This is a genomic window from Sphingobacterium sp. UT-1RO-CII-1, assembly GCF_026711005.1.
GTDB lineage: Bacteria > Bacteroidota > Bacteroidia > Sphingobacteriales > Sphingobacteriaceae > Sphingobacterium.
The window spans coordinates 1-19,489 of record NZ_JAPPVJ010000006.1 but is presented as its reverse complement, the minus strand read 5'-3'; the positions used below and the strand labels follow the sequence as shown (position 1 = coordinate 19,489).

General features: G+C 37.6%; 16 protein-coding genes. 12 read left to right on the top strand and 4 right to left on the bottom strand.

The annotated features are described in order from the left end of the window. The first annotated feature begins 247 nt into the window (after window positions 1–247). The 8 genes from ORI89_RS13795 to ORI89_RS13760 all read left to right on the top strand — a co-directional run bounded on the left by ORI89_RS13795 (window position 248) and on the right by ORI89_RS13760 (window position 10,521). Window positions 248–1,378 carry an efflux RND transporter periplasmic adaptor subunit gene (locus ORI89_RS13795; protein WP_268231081.1) on the top strand — a complete coding sequence of 377 codons (1,131 nt, stop codon included), beginning with the start codon at window positions 248–250 and terminating at the stop codon, window positions 1,376–1,378. A gap of 9 nt (window positions 1,379–1,387) precedes the next feature. Continuing rightward, window positions 1,388–4,480: an efflux RND transporter permease subunit gene (locus tag ORI89_RS13790; protein ID WP_268231080.1), complete on the top strand. Its 3,093-nt coding sequence runs from the start codon at window positions 1,388–1,390 to the stop codon at window positions 4,478–4,480. Window positions 4,481–4,635: 155 nt separating this feature from the next. After that, window positions 4,636–5,916 (top strand): TolC family protein, encoded by a 1,281-nt coding sequence (locus tag ORI89_RS13785; protein ID WP_268231079.1) that lies wholly within the window; start codon window positions 4,636–4,638, stop codon window positions 5,914–5,916. Window positions 5,917–5,934: 18 nt separating this feature from the next. Then, window positions 5,935–6,597 carry a porin family protein gene (locus tag ORI89_RS13780; RefSeq protein ID WP_268231296.1) on the top strand — a complete coding sequence of 221 codons (663 nt, stop codon included), beginning with the start codon at window positions 5,935–5,937 and terminating at the stop codon, window positions 6,595–6,597. A gap of 101 nt (window positions 6,598–6,698) precedes the next feature. After that, window positions 6,699–7,148 (top strand): copper resistance protein NlpE, encoded by a 450-nt coding sequence (locus tag ORI89_RS13775; RefSeq protein ID WP_268231078.1) that lies wholly within the window; start codon window positions 6,699–6,701, stop codon window positions 7,146–7,148. 133 nt (window positions 7,149–7,281) lie between these two features. Further along, window positions 7,282–8,493, top strand: a complete 1,212-nt coding sequence (locus tag ORI89_RS13770; RefSeq protein WP_268231077.1) for an MFS transporter — start codon at window positions 7,282–7,284, stop codon at window positions 8,491–8,493. Window positions 8,494–8,626: 133 nt separating this feature from the next. Continuing rightward, entirely contained in the window at window positions 8,627–9,415 is a 789-nt protein-coding gene (locus ORI89_RS13765; RefSeq protein ID WP_268231076.1) for a hypothetical protein, read from the top strand. Between the two features lie 2 nt (window positions 9,416–9,417). Further along, window positions 9,418–10,521 (top strand): toxic anion resistance protein, encoded by a 1,104-nt coding sequence (locus ORI89_RS13760; protein WP_268231075.1) that lies wholly within the window; start codon window positions 9,418–9,420, stop codon window positions 10,519–10,521. Between the two features lie 97 nt (window positions 10,522–10,618). On the opposite strand, the gene ORI89_RS13755 is transcribed toward ORI89_RS13760, so the two are convergent. Together ORI89_RS13755 and ORI89_RS13750 are read right to left on the bottom strand one after the other, a co-directional pair. Then, on the bottom strand, window positions 10,619–11,710 hold the full coding sequence (locus tag ORI89_RS13755) for a hypothetical protein (protein ID WP_268231074.1): 1,092 nt from the start codon (window positions 11,708–11,710) through the stop codon (window positions 10,619–10,621). Between the two features lie 82 nt (window positions 11,711–11,792). Further along, window positions 11,793–12,449, bottom strand: a complete 657-nt coding sequence (locus ORI89_RS13750; protein WP_268231073.1) for a metal-dependent transcriptional regulator — start codon at window positions 12,447–12,449, stop codon at window positions 11,793–11,795. Between the two features lie 137 nt (window positions 12,450–12,586). Here ORI89_RS13750 and ORI89_RS13745 point away from each other — a divergent pair, with 137 nt between their 5' ends. Next, a complete protein-coding gene (locus ORI89_RS13745) occupies window positions 12,587–13,402 on the top strand; it encodes a ZIP family metal transporter (protein ID WP_268231072.1) in 816 nt (271 codons plus the stop codon). Between the two features lie 13 nt (window positions 13,403–13,415). Beyond that, window positions 13,416–13,889: a Cys-tRNA(Pro) deacylase gene (ybaK, locus tag ORI89_RS13740; RefSeq protein ID WP_268231071.1), complete on the top strand. Its 474-nt coding sequence runs from the start codon at window positions 13,416–13,418 to the stop codon at window positions 13,887–13,889. A gap of 9 nt (window positions 13,890–13,898) precedes the next feature. On the opposite strand, the gene ORI89_RS13735 is transcribed toward ybaK, so the two are convergent. Together ORI89_RS13735 and ORI89_RS13730 are read right to left on the bottom strand one after the other, a co-directional pair. Further along, on the bottom strand, window positions 13,899–15,275 hold the full coding sequence (locus ORI89_RS13735; protein WP_268231070.1) for a sulfatase-like hydrolase/transferase: 1,377 nt from the start codon (window positions 15,273–15,275) through the stop codon (window positions 13,899–13,901). Window positions 15,276–15,642: 367 nt separating this feature from the next. Further along, window positions 15,643–17,007: an MFS transporter gene (locus ORI89_RS13730; protein ID WP_268231069.1), complete on the bottom strand. Its 1,365-nt coding sequence runs from the start codon at window positions 17,005–17,007 to the stop codon at window positions 15,643–15,645. 230 nt (window positions 17,008–17,237) lie between these two features. On the opposite strand from ORI89_RS13730, the gene ORI89_RS13725 reads away from it, so the two are divergent. Together ORI89_RS13725 and ORI89_RS13720 are read left to right on the top strand one after the other, a co-directional pair. After that, window positions 17,238–17,885, top strand: coding sequence for a FadR/GntR family transcriptional regulator (locus tag ORI89_RS13725; RefSeq protein ID WP_268231068.1), 648 nt, complete (start codon window positions 17,238–17,240; stop codon window positions 17,883–17,885). Window positions 17,886–17,950: 65 nt separating this feature from the next. After that, window positions 17,951–19,159, top strand: a complete 1,209-nt coding sequence (locus tag ORI89_RS13720; protein WP_268231066.1) for an MFS transporter — start codon at window positions 17,951–17,953, stop codon at window positions 19,157–19,159. Window positions 19,160–19,489 lie beyond the last annotated feature (330 nt).

Sequence of the window (19,489 nt, the reverse complement as noted above, 5' to 3'; positions counted from 1 at the left end):
TATCTCTAATGATTTTCTAATAATTTTCTATTTAGGTTCTAACTGTAGCTGTATAGGGGCTTGCTTAGTTTTGCGCTGTTGTTTTTTCGATAAGGAATTAACAATGGGTTAGTACTAGGTATGTACTGAATAGAATAAGATTAAAGAATATAGAAAGTAATTATATATGTATGAAATTCTCATGTTTCCTTAAGCACAATCACACATGAGTATTCCATATGATAGATGAAGAATAAATTGTTTACATATGAAATTAGCAACCAAATTATTAATTGTTCGCACTATTTTAAGTAGTGCACTTTTTGGCTTAGTGTTGAGCTGTACTAGGGGAGGATCTGAGGAACAAGAGTATAAGTATGCGCTTGCAGGGGACACGATTCAGGTGTCGGATGGTCACCCTGTCTTGCAAAAATTAAAAACAGAACCTCTAGAGATATCGGAATATAGACTGGCTTTAACTTCTTCTGGTGTCGTAAGGGCCATACCCAATCAGTATGCAGAAATTGCTCCACCTTTTGCAGGTCGAGTAACAAAAGTATACTTGAAATTAGGGATGACGGTGCAGCCAGGCACAGCATTATTTGAAATGGTATCTCCAGATTTCTTAGAAGCACAAAAAGCGTATTTTCAGGCAAAAACTGATATGCAAACAGCTGAACTAACCCTGAATAGGCAACGGGATTTGCATGAGCACCGTGTCGGTTCGGTGCGGGATCTGGAAGAGGCACAAGCCAGCTATTCTATTGCTAAAAATGAACTAGAGAATGCGAAAGCAGCCTTGCAGATATATGGGGTGAATGTTAAGAATATGATTTTTGGACAGTCTATGATAGTGCGCTCGCCTATTAAAGGAGACGTAATAACAAATGAAATTATAAGTGGACATTTTATAAAGGATGATGATCCAGCACATGCAACAATAGCTGATCTCAGTAAAGTGTGGGTTGTCGGTAGGGTAAAAGAGAAAGATATACGCTTTATTCATGAGATGGACAAAGCAACTGTGTCCCTTGCCGCTTTTCCAGAGATGAAGATTGAAGGTAAGGTGTACCATGTTGATGAAATCATTGAAGAAGAAACAAGATCAGCTCAGGTATTAATAGAATGTGATAATCCCGATCGTTCTATAAAACCTGGTATGTATGCGACGGTTCTTTTTGAAGATGAAGCTCAGGAGTCTCTTTTTGTACCTGCTAACTCGGTATTACAGTATAATGATCGTAGTTATTTGTTTGTAAAGTTGGGGGCAGGGAAATTCCGTAGACAATATGTGAAGACGGGAGTGACGCAAGACGGAAAGATTCAAATTTTAGAAGGTGTAGAGCCAGGTGTAGAGATTGTAAGTGAAGGTGCATTTTATTTGTTAGATGCTAAATAGAGAGGGGATATGAAAAAAAATATTTTTGAAACGACAATAGCGAAAAGGTGGTTGATCAGTACTTTATTTATTTTACTGGTAGTTTTTGGCTATCTATCCTGGACAAAACTTTCTGTTGAGGCCTATCCTGATATTGGAGATGTAACTTCCCAAATCGTGACCCAGGTGCCAGGGTTGGCGGCAGAAGAAATGGAGCAGCAGATCACTATACCTATAGAGCGGGCAATTAATGGGTTGCCAGGTATGCATGTGATGCGGAGTAGAAGCACCTTTGGCTTGTCGATGGTGACTATCGTTTTTGATGATGGTGTGGATGATTATTTTGCTAGAGCACGGATACAGGAGCGTTTATTGGAAGTAGAGTTGCCATATGATGCACAACCAGGCTTGGATCCTTTAACTTCGCCTACAGGGGAAGTGTACCGTTATATATTAGAAAGTGAAACACATGATTTGCGTGAATTAACCGATCTGCAGAATTTTACGATTATACCTCGTATAAATCAAGTATCGGGAGTCGCTGAGGTTACTAATTTTGGAGGAATAACTACGCAGTATCAAGTAGAGTTGGATCCTAAAAAACTTGAACAGTATAATATTTCGCTATCAGAAGTTATTGAAACCATTGAAAGTAATAATAGTAATGCAGGAGGGAGTGTTGTTGATAGAGGTGATCAGGCATACGTAGTGAGGGGTATTGGTTTAGTTAAAAACCTGGATGATATCGGGCATATTGTTGTTAAAACAGTGGATGGTAGCTCTATATTATTACAGGATTTGGGTAAGCTAAAGTATGGGAATCTAGAGCGGAAAGGAGCGTTAGGATATTCGGACAAGAGAGGGGTTGATTATTCAGATAATATACAAGGAATCGTCCTACTTTTAAAGGGACAAAATCCGTCAATTGTACTGGATGGCGTACATGAAGCTGTGGAAGAGTTGAATAACCATATTTTACCTAAAGGGGTTCGAATTCATACATTTTTAGATAGAAGGGATTTGGTGTCAACGACTTTAGAGACTGTATCGACAACTTTACTGGAGGGGGTAAGCTTAGTTATTATCGTTTTGATATTATTTTTGGGAAGTTGGAGAGGAGCATTACTAGTCGCAATTACAATACCAATTTCGTTATTATTTGCTTTTATACTGATGAAGCTCACAGATATACCAGCTAATCTTTTGTCACTTGGTGCTATTGATTTTGGTATTATAGTGGATGGTGCAATTGTAATGATGGAAACAATCTTGAAAAAGAGGGAAGATGAACCCGAGGAAGAGCTCACTGTAAAAGGTGTGGCCGACCGTGTTAAAGAGGTGGCTAAACCTATTTTCTTTTCTACAATTATCATTATTACAGCTTATTTGCCTTTGTTTGCTTTTGAACGGGTTGAGAAAAAGCTGTTTACACCTATGGCTTTTACAGTAGGTTATGCTTTGTTAGGAGCTTTATTAGTTGCTTTATTGTTGATCCCAGGATTGGCTTATGTGATTTATAAAAAGCCGCAGAAGCCATTTCATAATAGGTGGCTAGAAAAATTGACGGGAGGCTATCATAAGCATATTTTAAGTATTATGGATAAGCCTAAGAAAGTGTTATTGCCGATCGTTTTTGTACTGATAGGCGCAGTGGGATTAACGATGCATGTGGGGAAAGATTTTTTACCGCCATTGGATGAAGGGTCAATTTGGTTACAAGTTTCCTTACCTCCCGGCATAACGGTAGAGAAATCAAAAGAGATGAGTGATGAACTTCGTAAAGTGACTTTAGAGTTTGAGGAAGTAACATATATAATGGTACAGGCTGGACGAAATGATGACGGAACTGACGCTTGGACTCCTTCTCACTTTGAGTGTAGTATAGGGTTGAAGCCGTATAAGCAATGGAAATCAGGTAAAAGAAAAGCAGACTTGATTGATGAAATGGCTGAAGTGTATGCTAAGATGCCGGGGTATTCTGTAGCATTTTCTCAACCCATGATAGATGGGGTTATGGATAAGGTGTCGGGTGCACATAGTGAGTTGGTTGTGAAAGTTTATGGTGATGATTTTAAAGAAACGAGACGTATTGCAGAGGAAGTGGTGAGTACGTTGAAAACAGTACAGGGGGCTGTAGATTTAGATATTGACCAAGAGCCACCATTACCACAGATACAGATATCTGCCGACCGTAACAAAATAGCACAATATGGGTTAAATGTAAGTGATGTGTCAGAGTTGATAGAGGTTGCTATGGGAGGGAAGGCGATTTCTCAGATTTTTGTGGAGGATAAGATGTACGATATTACCTGTCGCTATGAGGAAGATAGTAGAAATACACCAGAAAAAATTAGTAATCTGATGCTAACTAATAGTGAGGGGGCCAAGGTGCCTTTGTCACAAGTGTGTGATGTGAAACTAAATACAGGCGAGAGTACTATTTCACGTGAAATGAATAAAAGACACTTGACGGTTAAGCTAAATTTGAGAGGAAGAGATTTATCGTCTTTCTTGAAAGAAGCGCAGGATAAGATTGAAGAGGAAGTGCAATATGATCATGAGCATTATAAATTGAGTTGGGGAGGACAATTTGAAAATCAACAACGGGCGTACGGTCATTTGGCTATTATAGTTCCTTTAGCACTGTCAATTATGTTCTTATTGCTATATATGGCGTTCGGTAAAGTTAAACAAGCTGGTTTATTAATGGGTATTGTACCTTTAGCAATCTTTGGAGGAATGTTGGCTTTGAATGTTAGAGGTATGACTCTTAATGTATCTTCGGCAGTTGGGTTTATCGCTTTATTTGGTGTTGCTATCCAGAATGGAGTTATCATGATATCTTACATTAATGAGCTGAGAAGAAAAGGTCAGTCCCTATTGCCGGCCGTAATTAACGGTGCTGAGAATAGGTTTAGGCCTGTGTTAATGACTGCTACAGTTGCTGTTTTAGGTTTGTTGCCGGCCTCTTTAGCGACGGGAATAGGCAGTGATGTTCAACGTCCTCTTGCGACTGTAATTGTCTATGGTTTAATGTTCTCGACAGTGGTGACTTTATATGTGTTACCAGCTTTATACTATTTGGTAGAACGTAAAAACGAATATGCGAATAAGGAGGACTAATTTGACACTAGCTTGCTCTTAGCAGAAGCGGAAAAGTTTGATCTGCTCGCAGTAGAGACCAGGCAAAGAGGTGTTGTATATAAAATACGTAGGCATAGGGAAAGTCAATACGTAAAATTGAGGTTTTGTAATTTATAGTTGTATAACAAATAATCATGAAAAATTGGTTGAATATATATGTTTTGGGGAATTTACTGAGTCTTATGACAATGCAGACAGTAGTTGCTCAAAGTAATAGTAAGATAGTAGATTATGCACATTTTATAAGTGAAGTTGGTAAGCATAATCAGGAATATATTGCAGAACAGTTTAATGTAGGCATAGCTGAAGCGGAGGTGATTGCAGCGCGAGTGTTTCCTGATCCTGAGTTTTCGGTAAGCGCTACTGATAATGGTCAAAGGCGTATGCGGATGGGGTATGAAGTATCCACGGAGTTGGAGTGGACTGTGGAATTGGGAGGAAAAAGGAAAGCGCGCATAGATTTAGCTAAAAGCGAACTAGCTATGGAACGTTCATTGTTGGAAAGTTATTTCCAAAATCTTCGAGCAGATGCTACATTGGCTTATTTGGAAGCATTGAAGAATGAAGCTCTATTTATGGTGCATCAGGACTCTTATGATCGTATGAGGGATATAGCTGATGCGGATAGTATAAGGTTTCGGCTAGGTGAAATTATGGAGGTAGAAGCAGAGCAAAGTCGGGTAGAAGCCGAGGGGATATGGGTAGAGTTGGCTCAGCAGGACGCCGAATGGAGAATGGCGGTCACGGAATTAAATTTACTAATGGGGAATACGGAGCAGGACGTCATGCTAACTTTGAAAGGTGATATTAGTAAGTTGAATACATCTTATTTATTGAGTGAGTTAATATCTAGTGGAATAGAAAATCGTGGTGATTTACAGGCTGCTTTGAAAAGTGTTAATGTGTCAGAAAGAAGTTTGAAGCTCGCAAAGAGTGAACGAGCAATTGATCTAGGTGTAACTTTAGGAGTGGGGGGGACATCTGTAGTTTCGAATGTTGTTGCTCCTACACCGTCAACTACTACGCTGTCTGCTGGTTTGAGTATTCCTTTGAAGTTTTCTAACAGGAATAAAGGGGAGTTGAGAGCTTTACAGTTTGCTGTTAAGCAGGCGGAAAATAATTATGCGTATGCTGAAAGTCAAATTAAGAATGAAGTTGTGCAGGCTTGGTATGCTTATCAGGCTGCGCAAAAGCAGGTAGAGCGTTATCAATCAGGTATTATGGACAGGTCAAAAAAAGTGCTGGATGGAAGAGTGTATAGTTATCAGCGTGGGGAATCTAGTCTTTTAGAATTGCTAGATGCTCAGCGGACATACAACGAGGCGCAGATAGGGTATTTAGAAGCTTTGTATAATCGTGCAATGATGTTGGTGGAGTTAGAAAGAAAAGCTGGAATTTGGAATGTTGAATTTTAATAAAAAAATTAATCGGTGATGATTAAAAAGATGATTTTAATGCTTTTATGGTTGAGTGCATTTCTTAGCTACGGGCAAACAGATGGCATAGAATGGGGGATGTTTGGAGGGGTTAATTATAGTGGTTTAATGGGAAGTGGGTTAAAAGAGTTTGCTATTGATGGCAAGTCAAGGGCGGCTATTGGTCTAGACGTAGGTCTTAGGTTGAAGCAGCCATTAGGCGATCGTTGGGGGTTTAGACACGAGGTGGGGTTTAATATGCTGAATACTAAAGTGGAACTAAAAGAAAAAGAAGCGTATACTAGTCAGTTAAGAAGGATGACTGTTGTAGTTTCTCCAGTTAATATGGTTCATAGATGGAGAAATTTAAGTCTTTACGGTGGGCCTTACTTTGGTTTTCTGACTGGGGCTAGCATACAGCGATTGGGGAGCGATGGTAAAAAATATAGAGATAAAGATATTTACGGGACAGCAGAATTAGAGGGGGATTATATGCAGAAGTTAGACATCGGCGTCAAAGTTGGTGTTGATTTTTCTTTTTCAAGATTATTAGGTGTCACTCTGCAATTTGCTAGGGGGATAGCGCCCATCATGGAGAATGCAGAAAGTAAAAATCAATTAAGTATTTATAATCAGTCCGGTAGTATTATGCTATATTATAAAATTGGTAAAGTGCAATAATAATAATAATAAGTTAATTGAAATGTTGAAACATTTTTAGAATTTGTTTGTTACTACATGAAAATAACCAGAGCTTTAGGAGCTCAATTAAGAAGATAGATATGAATAAGATATTTTTAGTCGGACTTTCGATGCTGGTTTTAGCATCTTGTAACCAAAACTCAAGTAAAAAGGAGGAAGTAACTACACAGGATAGTACAAATGTTGAAGCTTTTGCCGATACAACGCATACTTCACAGAACTCTGTTGATTGGGCAGGGGTATACGATGGGACGATTCCCTGTGCTGATTGTGAAGGGATCAAAACAATGATTGAACTAAAGGATGATGGTACATTTACTATGGAAACTGAGTACTTAGGTAAGGACGGGAAGTTTTCAGATAAAGGAGTGTTTACTTGGTTTAACAATGGATCGTCTATTTTATTGAAAGGTGAAGGCGAAGAAGTGCGTCTTAAAGTAGGAGAGAACCAGCTTTTTCATTTAGACCAAGAAGGAAATGAAATAACAGGAGAGCTAGCAGAACAATATATTTATAAAAAGAGAATGTAGTTTCATTATTAAGGTATTATATACTATTGTTTAGATTGAAAAAGAAGCAAGCCTGTCGACCTGACAGGCTTGCTTCTTTTTTGTACGAATGGTCTTGCGTATTTAATAGACTATCGTAATTTTGGATACATGTATGAAAAAAATTGTAGCTATGACTGTCGCTAAGCCAATTTTGACTCCACTTGTTCTTTGGACGATGGCAATTGTTTCAGGACTTGTTGTTGCTAATAATTATTATAATCAGCCTCTTTTAGGGCTTATAGCAGAAGAGTTATCTGTAACTGAAGAAAAAGTAAGCCAAATAGCGGTTTTAACACAGTTGGGCTACGCAACTGGTTTGTTATTAATTGTTCCTTTAGGTGATATGGTTTGGAGGAAAAGATTAATATTAATTGATTTAATCTTTGCTTTTTTATTTCTGCTAGTTATGATGATAGCTAAAGAGATATGGCTGTTGTTTGTGGCTAGTTTCTTTATTGGTGTAACATCTGTGGTGCCACAGATTTTTGTGCCTATGGTAGCTGAATTATCTCCTGTTGATAAACGGGCAAGCCAGTTAGGAGTAGTGGTGTCTGGCTTATTAGTGGGTATATTACTTTCTCGAACGCTAAGTGGTTTTATAGGTGATTTTTGGAGTTGGCGGACTATGTTTGGAGTTGCAGCAGGGATTGTTATTGCTGTATGGTTTGCTGTATATTATTTAATCCCTGAACTAAAACCGCAGTTTAAAGGAACTTACGGAGCATTAATGCGTTCAGTTGGGCAATTGGCATTAAAGGAACCCTTGCTGCAGTTGGCTTCTTTTCGTGGTGCAATGGGCTTTGGAGCGCTATCTGCAGTGTTTACTACTTTAGTGTTTCACATGGAAGGAGCTCCTTTCTATGCAAGCGCATCTGTTGTGGGAAGTTTTGGATTGGTAGGTGCTGTAGGTGCTTTGTCGGCGGCATTTGTAGGTCGATTTAATCAGCGTTTTTCACTAAACAGGATAATTTATGTTTCGCTATTTATATTGTTAGGCAGTTGGGGGTTTATTTATTTTTTAGGCGAAACATATATTGGTCTAGTCATCGGTATTTTGTTGATTGATTTAGGATTACAAAGCTTACATATTATGAACCAAACAGATTATTTTTCTATACGAACGAACGCAACAAGCCGATTGAATACTGTTTATATGGTGAGTTATTTTGTCGGAGGTTCGTTGGGGACATTCCTGGGGGGCCAAGCATGGAAGTATATGGGCTGGGCTGGAGTGAGTATGGTAGGGTTGGGGTTCACATTTATGGCGCTACTTGCTCAAATGCTATTTTCGGAAAAGGTTGAAAATAGAACAATGCATAGGTGATGCGGTTAAAGTGGTGCTGTTTAAAAAATGATTTAGGCGGTCATTGTGGCATGTGGGGGAGTCTTGGAATAACAATTGTAAAAATGAGAATATTGATTGGGAAAGATAAAGAAAAAAATAATTAAATTGCAGGATGGGATTTGCTACAAAAAAAACTAAAAGATGGGAGTTACGGCAATTGACCTGGACATTTTTGTCTATTGTTGTGTTTCTTCCTTTTCCCGTGCACTTATTTCCTTTTGTTATGCTCTCGCAGGCAAAGAAGAGTAAAGTTAGGTCATGGTATGCGACTGCTATAGCTTTTCTCCTATTGGAAATCGGTCTTTTTGCTTCTTTTATATATTTTTTTGGGGCTTTGTCGCAGGGAATGTTGTTAACACTTGGGGGGTATGTCACGGCTTATGTGCTGGGTAATGGTTTATTACTTAACCGAGCCAGACCTTATTTACAACGATTAGAGCTTGCCGAAATTCATGAACTTTCATGGATACCTACGGCATCAGCCAAAAATAGATATAAAGTTTTATCGCCAAATACATTGGATACACCTCAACTGTTTGTAGAACGTCTTCTGCATTGGCGTAAAGAAATTGATAATAGGGCGATTCATCAAAACATTGATAAGATAATTCATCTGTTTCAATTATTGCAAAAGAATGATCACATGGAAGCAGAGCGTTTTCTAGTAAGACATTCTACGGTTGTTAGTGTATTAATGAAGTATGATGAAATAGAAAATTCTAAATTAAATAATACTGTAACAATTGCATCTAAAGAGAAGTTGGCTGATGTTCTGGATAAAGCTGCAATAGCTATTGAAAATGAAGTGACAAATCAGTTTAAAGCAGGCATACTTGATGTATCGGCAGAAACTGATGTATATATTAAAACATTGAAAAATAGAAATCTTTTAAGCGAATAAATATGGGAAACCTGGATTTGACAACATTTGATGACGGTGCTGGAAAAGAGAAAGAGTCGTCAATTGAATTAACTAATGAAGAAAAAGCTTTGGTTAAACAGTATAAAGACAAAATCAATCTAACGTCTACGATGGATGTGATCCAGTTTGGTGTGGGAAGTCAGACGAAAGTGAGTAATTTTTCAAATGAGATTTTAAAACAGGTTCGTACTAAAGATATGGGAGGGGCGGAAGATATTTTGCTAAATCTGCGAACAGATATTAAGACTTTCGATGAGAAATTGAATAAGAAACCGTTGATTCCATTTTTTGATAATGTTAAGAAAAAGCTTCAAAGAATGCGTACAGAATATCAATCTGTAGAGAAAAACATCCATCAGATTGAATTAAAGATGGAGGGGCATTATAAAAATCTAGCAAAGGATGTTAATATTTTCGATAAACTTTTTACTGAGAATCAGAGTTACTTTAAAGAATTATCTTTATATATAGCAGCGGGTGAGGAGAAATTAGATGAGGTGCATAGTACTACTTTGCCTGAAATGAGAGCAGAAGCTGAAAGTAGTGGCGACCAGAATAAAGTGCAGGCTTATAAAGATATGGAGCAGCATGTCGTGCGTTTTGAGAGGAAAATACATGATTTAAAGCTGACACGTATGGTTGTGTTACAAACTGCACCGCAGATACGATTAATTCAAAATAACAGCTCTGCATTGATGGAAAAAATACAATCGTCTCTAGTGAATACAATTCCTTTATGGAAAAACCAGATGGTATTAACACTGGGGATAGCACATGCGCAACGTGCGCTGGAAGCACAGAAAGCAGTAACGGATGCTACGAACGAACTGTTGCGACGAAATTCTGAAATGTTAAAAGAAACAACGGTAAATATTGCTAAAGAAACGGAGAGAGGTATAGTAGATATAGAGACGATAAAAAAAGCAAATCAGGATATTGTGTCAACAATAGAACAGGTTTTGCAGATTCAACGTGAAGGAAGGGAAAAAAGGAAACTGGTTGAACAGGAATTGGTACAGGCAGAGCAAGAATTGAAAAATCATATTTTAAAATCGGCAAGTGATGATAATAAATTGATTAATTAGTCGTTTTTAAGTTAGGTAGATGACTTTTCATATAGGGATTTAATTGGAGGCTAGCTGAGCATATTACTCAGCTAGCCTTTTTACTTGTTTTATTTTCTTAACGCTTAGTGAGGTTTATTTTAATTATAATGCGTGATGCGTACTCAGAGTTTTCTTGGTTTTCGAAAGGTATTTCAAAAATCGGTAAATTTGACTGTCCATTTTCTAGTTCTGCAGTTAATATAATTTTATCCCCTTGCTCCGAAATATGAAAAGGCAAATAGGTGAGGGGCTCGAGAGCATTTTGCGATGTGAGAACAACAATATCATATTTTTCTATTCTTTCTATCGTAAACTCTCTTGGTTCTTCTCCTTTAGATTGTAGTATATTTCCTGATATATTGCCAGTTTTAAAACCTGTATTGAAGTCTTTTTTATATTTTTCGTTGTGTTTACTATCTTGGTAGTATATTGTGTCTGTTATATAAAAATCACCACTTATAGGAAAAGAAATGTTATCTGGATTTGACTCTTTTTGTGTTGTAATACTTACGTGTACTTTCGTCGCGGCTTTTATCTCTGTCGTGTTTTTATCTAAGTAATTAAAGTATGTTGATGGGACAACGCTGTTGTTAATAGAATCATGAGTTAAGGTTAATTGACCTTGATGAGTAGTCGCGACTTTAAAATCAATATTTTTATCACTAGTTTTTAAGTTATTTACATTGCTGTAGGCTCGGAAAATGCCTCCATCTTTGGCAATTTTATAGGCAAACCGTTCTTGGATATTTTTTGAAGATTTAATGTATTGCAGAATTTCTTTATCACTATTTCTTGCTGAAATGTCTAATCTAGCCTTTAGTTCATCTTCGGGATAATTTTTGTCTTCTATTTCCTTTAGTTTTAACCATTTTTTTTTATACGACTCTGTTATATTACTGTCCACTTTGGAAGAGGGTTCTGTTGTCGTCAAAACCGCTTTTTTATTAGCTGTATCCAGGTGTAAAAAAGCTTCGCGATAATTTACTAGGTGTACAGTATCGCTATTGTTATAATAAATTTTTGTAGTATTTAGGTAGGTGTTTGATAAAATATCAAGTACCTCTGTTTTTTTTATTTCGTTTTCAGCTAATATATCTGCAATAGTTAATGAGGTGTCTTTACAGCTATAAAGTGATAAAGTTGCTAGCAAGAAGAGTATATTTCTCATAAAGAATGATAAGTGTTTTTTTTAAATTGTGAATAATATCCGATTAGAAGACTAAAAGCTAATATGGTTAGTGTTTTTTTTGTTATTGTTTTTCCACTAAAAGTCTTTCACATGCTTTATAGCTGAATACTTGTGATTTTTGATCGCCGTAGCTTAAGGTCATATTGCCATCAAACTCTTCTTTAGCTGTGATAGTGATAATGGTACCTAAGGACATTTGATGGGCGTTTAAAAATTTTAAAAAAGTGTCAGAAGAAAGTCGTACAGCTTTTAAGATAACTGATTGCCCCACTTCACACTCATTAAGCTGATGGTAGTTTGGGTTATCGATATTGCCATCCTTGTCTGGAATGGGGGAGCCGTGTGGGTCTATTTTAGGATGACCTAATATTTCATCCATTTTTTTAAAAAATAATGGAGATTGAATATGCTCCACTTGTTCTGCAATTTCATGTACTTCGTCCCAGCCGAACCCCATTTTTTCTACCAAAAACATTTCTGTGAGTCTGTGTTTACGTACTATAAGTGCTGCTGCTTTTTTTCCTTCTTCAGTTAGTTTGATTGGCTTGTAGCTTTGGTAAATAACTAGCTTTTTCTCTGCTAGTTTTTTCATCATGCTATTTACAGTGGGCATTTTGATGTCTAAAAGCTTACTAAGTTCATTTACGTTTGCCTCGCCTTTTGTTACAGAAAGCATAAATAGACCTTTTAAATAATTCTCTTCGGTGTTAGAAATCATATTCAAATGTAAGTATTGTAAGTATGGTCTAATAATATTTATTGAAAAATATTTTGTTAGAATAGGCTAACTTTATATTTTTGTTTCACGGATCAAATTCTATGTAGGATTTGATTTAGAAAATATGATTTTAATAGATGGATAGTATAGTAGTTTATTTAAGCACGATAGACCCCATTTTGGCGGCATTCTATGCTTCTCTTTTTACTTGGTTTTTAACAGCCTTAGGTGCTGCTGTGGTGTTTTTCTGTAGAACAATGAATCGGAATTTTCTCGACACAATGTTGGGTTTTACTGGTGGTGTAATGGTTGCTGCAAGTATATGGAGTTTATTAATTCCTGCTATTGAAATGTCAGAGGGGGATGGGTTTGTACAAGTTATGCCAGCTGTTGTCGGTTTTTTATTAGGGGTAGGAAGTTTATTTCTTTTGGATAAGTTGATGCCTCATTTTCATGTTAATTTTAAGCAGGTGGAGGGAGTGAAGTCTCCGTGGCAGCGAACAACACTTCTTGTATTAGCTATTACCTTACATAATATTCCTGAGGGATTAGCAGTAGGGGTTTTGTTTGGGGCAGTAGCGGCTGGTATGCCAGAGGCTAGTATTGCTGGCGCTGTGATTTTAGCTATAGGTATCGGACTGCAGAACTTGCCAGAAGGAATCGCGGTAGCTATGCCTTTAAGAAGAATGGGAATGAGCCGTAGGAAAAGCTTTTTCTATGGACAACTTTCGGCCGTTGTGGAGCCGATAGCTGCAGTTCTTGGTGCGGTGGCAGTGGGTTTTTTTACTCCGATATTGCCATATGCTTTGGCTTTTGCGGCTGGAGCGATGATTTTTGTGGTAATTGAAGAGGTTATACCGGAAGCCCAGCAAAACAATAATTCAGATTTTGCGACATTGGGCTTTAGTTTGGGGTTTGTTGTGATGATGAGTTTGGATGTTGTATTAGGCTAGCTTATATTTGAGGATGGCAACAGTTAAAACAAATGCAGTAAGATGGTTGGATAGTCGTAATATTACTTATCAGCTTAAGGAATATGAGGTAGACGAGCATGATTTAAGTGCAGTTCATGTTGCAGAAAATCAAGGAGTAGATCCGAATTTGATTTTTAAAACATTGGTAGTGAAAGATAATACGAACTCTTATACTGTTGCGATAGTGCCGGGAGGAAAAACTCTGGACTTGAAAAAGATGGCAAAGGTATTAACCGTGAAAAAATGTGAGTTAATACCTATGAAAGATCTCCTTGCTGTTACAGGTTATGTGAGGGGAGGGTGTTCGCCACTAGGTATGAAAAAGTTATTCCCCACGTTTATTGATAGTACAGCTAGAAATTATGATTCTATTTTTGTCAGTGCTGGTAAAAGAGGCCTCCAACTTGTCTTATCTGCAGATGATCTGGCAAGGGCTGTTAATGCCTCTTTTGTGGACTTGACTTAAACGTGTTTTTTATTTAGGATAAGCATCGAATGCGTCGAATAAAGCTTTGAGTTCTTTTGCTATTTCAGGGTAGTCAAGAATAACATTGCTTCGTTCTGATGGGTCTGCTGCAACGTTAAAAAGCTCCTTTGCAGCGGTATATGCTTTTCCAGAATTGTTATTGACGCCTGCTTCTACCTCTCTATACTTCCAGTTGCCTAGCTTAACTGCCTCAGGTATACCGTGATTAACGACGTAAATAGGTCTGTGTTTAAAATTTTGTTCGGTTATTTCCCCCGAAAGTAAATCAGCTATGGATTGCCCATCTAAAATTTCGGACTGTTCAAAAGAGGCGGAAGTCCAGTCAATTATCGTGGGTAATAGGTCGAGGTTACTTATAGCGGATCTTATTGTCTTTTTCTTGGCAATTTGCTGTGTACCCGAAATAATGAAAGGGACACGTATACCTCCTTCATAAGTTTGAGCTTTAGATCCTCTGAGCATACCAGCAGTGCCCACATGCCAGTTTTTAGTGACCATATCATCGGACATGCGCGATGGGTATTCAATCCAGGGGCCGTTATCGCTGGTGAAGATAAAGATAGTGTTTTCTTCGAATCCTAGACGCTGTACTTCTGTCCACAATTGTGATAGTTTAGTATCTAAATCTTCAAGGACTATTGCCAAAGGGCCTGCTGGATGCTCGTTTGAATCGGGGTCTTTATTGATTCCATGAGCTATTGGCAGATGTGGGAAATTATGAGCGTAATAGAGAAAAAATGGTTCATTGGCCTTTTGACGATTGATAAACTGCATAGCTTCTTTATGATAGAGTTTGCTCAGATCGGAATCTGCCGGCTGAGTGATTTCTACTGAGCGGTTTCTAAATATTTTCATGACTGTATCCGTTTGTACATAAGGGCTACGGTAATCGTGGCTGTATAGCATGCCATAGAAGTAGTCAAAACCCTGTGCGTTCGGGTGGTGATAGGAATGTTGATCTCCTAAATGCCATTTTCCAATAATGCCGGTATTATAACCTTTTGTCTTTAGTACTTCGGCGATTGTTATTTCTTCATCTGGTAGACCTAGTTTTGATCCAGGACCTATGGGGTCGTTTAAATTATACCTTGTAGGGTAACGACCTGTTAATAAACCTGCGCGAGAGGGGGTGCAAGTAGGATTTATTACTACATAATGTGTCGCTTTTACACCTTCGTATGCCATGGAGTCGAGGAAAGGTGTAGAAATAGATGGATTTCCATAGGCGCCTATATCAGAGTAGCCCAAGTCGTCTGTGAGAACAAGTATGATATTTGGGCGGTTCTGTGCTTTTATAGGTTGATTTGTCGATACAATTACAAAGAAAAGTAGTAGATAAATGATATAAGTAGGTCGTTGTTTCATTGTATAAGATACTGGGATATGGTGTTTTATAATCAAGTAAGTTTATCAATATGGATATGAATATACTAAGTTTTTGGTTACCGTTGTACATGATTGAAAAAATAAGGAGCTTAAAATCGGGCGATTTTGAAGCTCCTAAACCAATTATTAACCTAAATTATGAATACATACATTTGCAAATGATGTGCCATTTTGTTGATTATCAGTGGCCGATGTATGTTTGTCGAGTAAAGTGCGGGTAGTGTGGTTCGGAGGAACATAATATAGGGCAACTATTATCTTTAATCTACTAAGAAAGATAATAGTTGCCCTATAAGAGGGACATAATTAGTGTTAACGTATTGAATTTAATACAGTTGTTGTTCTTTTATCTGCTGTCGTGTTGGTCTTTTTTTGTAAAATCTATAAGTAAAATCAGTCCGCAAAGTGCGTAAGATGTTAAAACAAGCAAGCTGAATGGGCTGACCGCTAGATTTGACGGAAAAAATTGGCTGATGAAGGTTATAAACGAAAGACCTATTCCTGCGCCTAAGAAGTACGTTGTGCTTGTTAAACTAGATGCAAGCCCATAATCTTTTTGAGATATATCACGTACGCCAAGTACGGATAAGCTTGTAAAGCAAATGGTCATACCAATTCCGGAAATACAGGCAGCTGCTAATAAAACAATGATTAACGGGTGCCCCAAGTAGGTAGCTAGTAAAAGCAGTAAGTTGCCGGCTACCATGAACGACATACCAAGTATGCCCATTTTTGGAGGATCAATACGTTTTATAATAAGGGGAAGAATGAACTTTGCTATTAATGCCGAAAGAATGCTGAAAGGAACAAGCATCAAACCTGCAGCTGCAGATGTGTGATGCATATCATTTTGTAGCATCAGGGAAATAGAAAAGAGGAAGCCTACAAACATTGCTCCTAGGAAGAAAAAACCTACGTTAGATAGCACAACTGATCTTTCTTTAAAAATAGAAGGGTCGATCAGTGGGTTTTCTAAAGTACGGATACGATGAATTGCTAAAAGAAGGAATATAGCTCCTATAAACAAGCTTGAACTAATTAGATAGGGATTTTCTTGAAAGCTGTTTAGTTTTTGAACACCAAAAGTCAATAACAGTAAACTGATGACGAGCAGAAATCCGGAGAAATAATCTGTTTTTAAATCATCTTGTTTTATTTCGTCTTTAGGAATATAATAAATAGACAATAAAAGAGTAATGGCTAGTATAGGTACATTGATAAGAAAGACCCAGTGCCAACTCCAATAGGTGCTAATTATTCCTCCAATTGATAATCCGCTACCTGAGCCAATGGCTGCAAAAGAGCTAAATATACCGACAGCTCGGCTTCGCTCTTTAGGTTCTTGAAAGGTATGGGTTACTAAAGATAAAGAGGCTGGCATAACGAGGGCGGCGGCAAAGCCTTGAAGAGCTCTAAACAGGGCCAAACTTTCGAAGTTTTCTGACAAACCCGCTCCCAATGAAGCAAGCATAAATAAAACGCCTCCACCAATAAACATCTTTTTTCTGCCGACTTGGTCTGCCAGCTTTCCGCCAATGATTAAAAAGCCTCCAAAAAAAAGCACATAGAGCGTTTGTAGCCATTGTACAGTGTCGTTTGTGATATTAAACTGCTCTTGTATAGTTGGAATAGTTAAGTTGATGATAGCTATGTCGAGAGCTTCTACAAATGTGCCTATAGAGGCTAGGATTAAAATGACTTGTTTGCGCATTTAGTATATAGTAGATGATTTTTCGGCAAATTTAGGTTTTTTTTCATCCCACTTTTGGTTTTGTTGATACTTAATTTGAAGCTGTTAGGTTTGGTGTACTTGTATATGTGTTTTTTTCTTAATCTCTAGGGAAAGGGAATGGATAATTTTTTAAGTGTAAAAAAGGAAATTGCTTTTGGAGAATAGTAGAGAATTATTAGCTTTGCAAACATCATATCATCAGATGACTTATGTTGAAAAGAAAATCTTTAGCTGAGCAGGTAGCTGATCGTATTCGATTACATATAAAGGCGGGAGATTATGCCTTAGGTATGAAATTGCCCGCAGAGCCTGAGCTCATGAATACATTCGGTGTGGGGCGATCTACAATCCGTGAAGCTATTAAAATACTAGTGAACTCCGCTTTTTTAGATGTTCGGCAAGGGGTAGGAACCTTTGTTACTTGTGTGGTCGGTAGGGAATCCTTGTTCGATAAATTTGAGCGTGCTAATTTGTTAGATGTGGTTGAAGTGCGTCATTTATTGGAGATGCGAATAGCTGAAAAAGCTGTTTTGAATAGAAAGAACGAACATCTTGAGAAAATGGAAGCTGCTTTAGTTGAACGTTATAAATATGCTAAAGAAGGGGATGTTGTTGCAGCTATTAAGGCTGATGTGAATTTTCATCAAGCTATTGCTGATGCATGTGGGAATAATATTTTGGCAGAGTTGTATCGGGCATCTTCTGTGTATGTTGTGGAGTCGTTTATGCAGCAGTTTGCAGATACGAGTTCTTTTTTATTGACACACGAGTTACATGAAATGTTATGCCTAGGCATTAAGCAGCAGGATAGTAAAAGAACATTAAGTGTTTTGAAGCAGATTATAACTGTGGTGTGATTAACTCTTTTAAAAAAAATAACTGATCGTGTACCGATTGGTGTTATATAATATAGATAAATATAATGAAATCAGCCTCTGCCACTACGGCAAATCAACTAACTAAAGGAACGGTTTACAGTATTTTGTTTGCTATTAGTTTTGGACATTTTTTAAATGATCTTTTACAGTCCGTTATTCCGTCGGTTTATCCTGTTTTAAAGGATAGTTTTAATCTGACTTTTACTCAAATCGGATTGATAACACTTGTGTTTCAATTATCGGCTTCACTGTTACAGCCGTTTGTTGGTTACTATACCGATAGAAATCCTAACCCTCGATCCCTAGCTATTGGGATGGGGATCACTTTAGTTGGTTTATTGTCATTGTCATTTGCAAATAGTTTTTTGATGATTTTAATGTCTGTTTGTTTTGTGGGGATGGGGTCATCTATTTTTCATCCAGAAGCTTCACGTGTTGCACAGCTAGCGTCGGGAGGGAAGAAAGGTTTAGCGCAATCTATTTTTCAGGTAGGGGGTAATGCCGGCAGTGCGATAGGACCATTAATGGCGGCCGCAATTATAGTTCCTTATGGACAGCCTTATATTCGTTGGTTTGGTCTTTTTGCTCTTTTAGCAATAGTTATATTAACGATAGTAGGGAATTGGTATAAAGTGAATATGCAACCGAAGCCTGTAAGTGCAGTACAAGGTAGTGTTGAAGTCTCTAGTAATGCTTTGAGTAAATCCAAGATTACAACCTCTATTGTTATCTTGTTGTTATTGATTTTTTCAAAATACTTTTACATGGCGTCCATGACTAGTTATTTTACTTTCTATCTTATTGATAAGTTTGATGTGAGCGTTCAGCAATCTCAGATTTATTTATTTGCTTTTTTAGCTGCTGTTGCTGCTGGGACTATTTTGGGAGGGCCACTAGGGGATAAGTATGGAAGAAAATTAATTATATGGGTGTCTATTTTAGGAGCAGCACCATTTACATTACTATTACCACATATGGATTTGACAATGACTGTGGTGATGGCAATTATAATTGGGGTTATCATTTCATCTGCTTTTTCCGCTATATTAGTTTATGCTACTGATCTTATGCCTGGTAAAGTGGGCCTTATTGCGGGATTGTTTTTTGGTTTTGCTTTTGGAATGGGAGGTTTAGGTTCTGCAGTTTTGGGCTGGCTCGCTGATAGAACAAGTATTATATACGTTTTCCATATTTGTGCTTATTTGCCTTTAATCGGAATTGTAGCAGGCTTTTTACCAAATTTTAGGAAATAGAATTGAACCGTTCTCTTACGCCATACTTTGGCGTAAGAAAATGTGTTTTAAATAGACCTTATCTATTATAGATTAATAAGTGGTGCTGTTTATGTTTTAAGCAATTATGTTTAGTTGTTGTTTGGATGGCATTTGTCTTTTTAATTGCCTATCTTGTACATTGCTTCTTTAGGGGAGTATCTTTTGTTCTTTTCTTTTATATGACTCCGGTTTCCTTTTAAAGTGCGTTAAAGTCCGTTAATATGCGTGGAAGTCCGCTAGAGTCCGTTGTTTTTTCGTTGTAGCCGGGGCTTAGATCTTGCTTAGACAGGGCTATTCCTGTGCGGGGCT

Coding starts and splice junctions, on each gene's coding strand:
- ORI89_RS13785 (WP_268231079.1), top strand. CDS start 4,636: ATGAAAAATTGGTTGAATATATATGTTTTGGGGAATTTACTGAGTCTT.
- ORI89_RS13735 (WP_268231070.1), bottom strand. CDS start 15,275: ATGAAACAACGACCTACTTATATCATTTATCTACTACTTTTCTTTGTA.
- ORI89_RS13760 (WP_268231075.1), top strand. CDS start 9,418: ATGGGAAACCTGGATTTGACAACATTTGATGACGGTGCTGGAAAAGAG.
- ORI89_RS13765 (WP_268231076.1), top strand. CDS start 8,627: ATGGGATTTGCTACAAAAAAAACTAAAAGATGGGAGTTACGGCAATTG.
- ORI89_RS13730 (WP_268231069.1), bottom strand. CDS start 17,007: ATGCGCAAACAAGTCATTTTAATCCTAGCCTCTATAGGCACATTTGTA.
- ORI89_RS13795 (WP_268231081.1), top strand. CDS start 248: ATGAAATTAGCAACCAAATTATTAATTGTTCGCACTATTTTAAGTAGT.
- ORI89_RS13750 (WP_268231073.1), bottom strand. CDS start 12,449: ATGATTTCTAACACCGAAGAGAATTATTTAAAAGGTCTATTTATGCTT.
- ORI89_RS13720 (WP_268231066.1), top strand. CDS start 17,951: ATGAAATCAGCCTCTGCCACTACGGCAAATCAACTAACTAAAGGAACG.
- ORI89_RS13775 (WP_268231078.1), top strand. CDS start 6,699: ATGAATAAGATATTTTTAGTCGGACTTTCGATGCTGGTTTTAGCATCT.
- ORI89_RS13745 (WP_268231072.1), top strand. CDS start 12,587: ATGGATAGTATAGTAGTTTATTTAAGCACGATAGACCCCATTTTGGCG.
- ORI89_RS13780 (WP_268231296.1), top strand. CDS start 5,935: ATGATTAAAAAGATGATTTTAATGCTTTTATGGTTGAGTGCATTTCTT.
- ORI89_RS13725 (WP_268231068.1), top strand. CDS start 17,238: ATGTTGAAAAGAAAATCTTTAGCTGAGCAGGTAGCTGATCGTATTCGA.
- ORI89_RS13770 (WP_268231077.1), top strand. CDS start 7,282: ATGAAAAAAATTGTAGCTATGACTGTCGCTAAGCCAATTTTGACTCCA.
- ORI89_RS13755 (WP_268231074.1), bottom strand. CDS start 11,710: ATGAGAAATATACTCTTCTTGCTAGCAACTTTATCACTTTATAGCTGT.
- ORI89_RS13790 (WP_268231080.1), top strand. CDS start 1,388: ATGAAAAAAAATATTTTTGAAACGACAATAGCGAAAAGGTGGTTGATC.
- ybaK (WP_268231071.1), top strand. CDS start 13,416: ATGGCAACAGTTAAAACAAATGCAGTAAGATGGTTGGATAGTCGTAAT.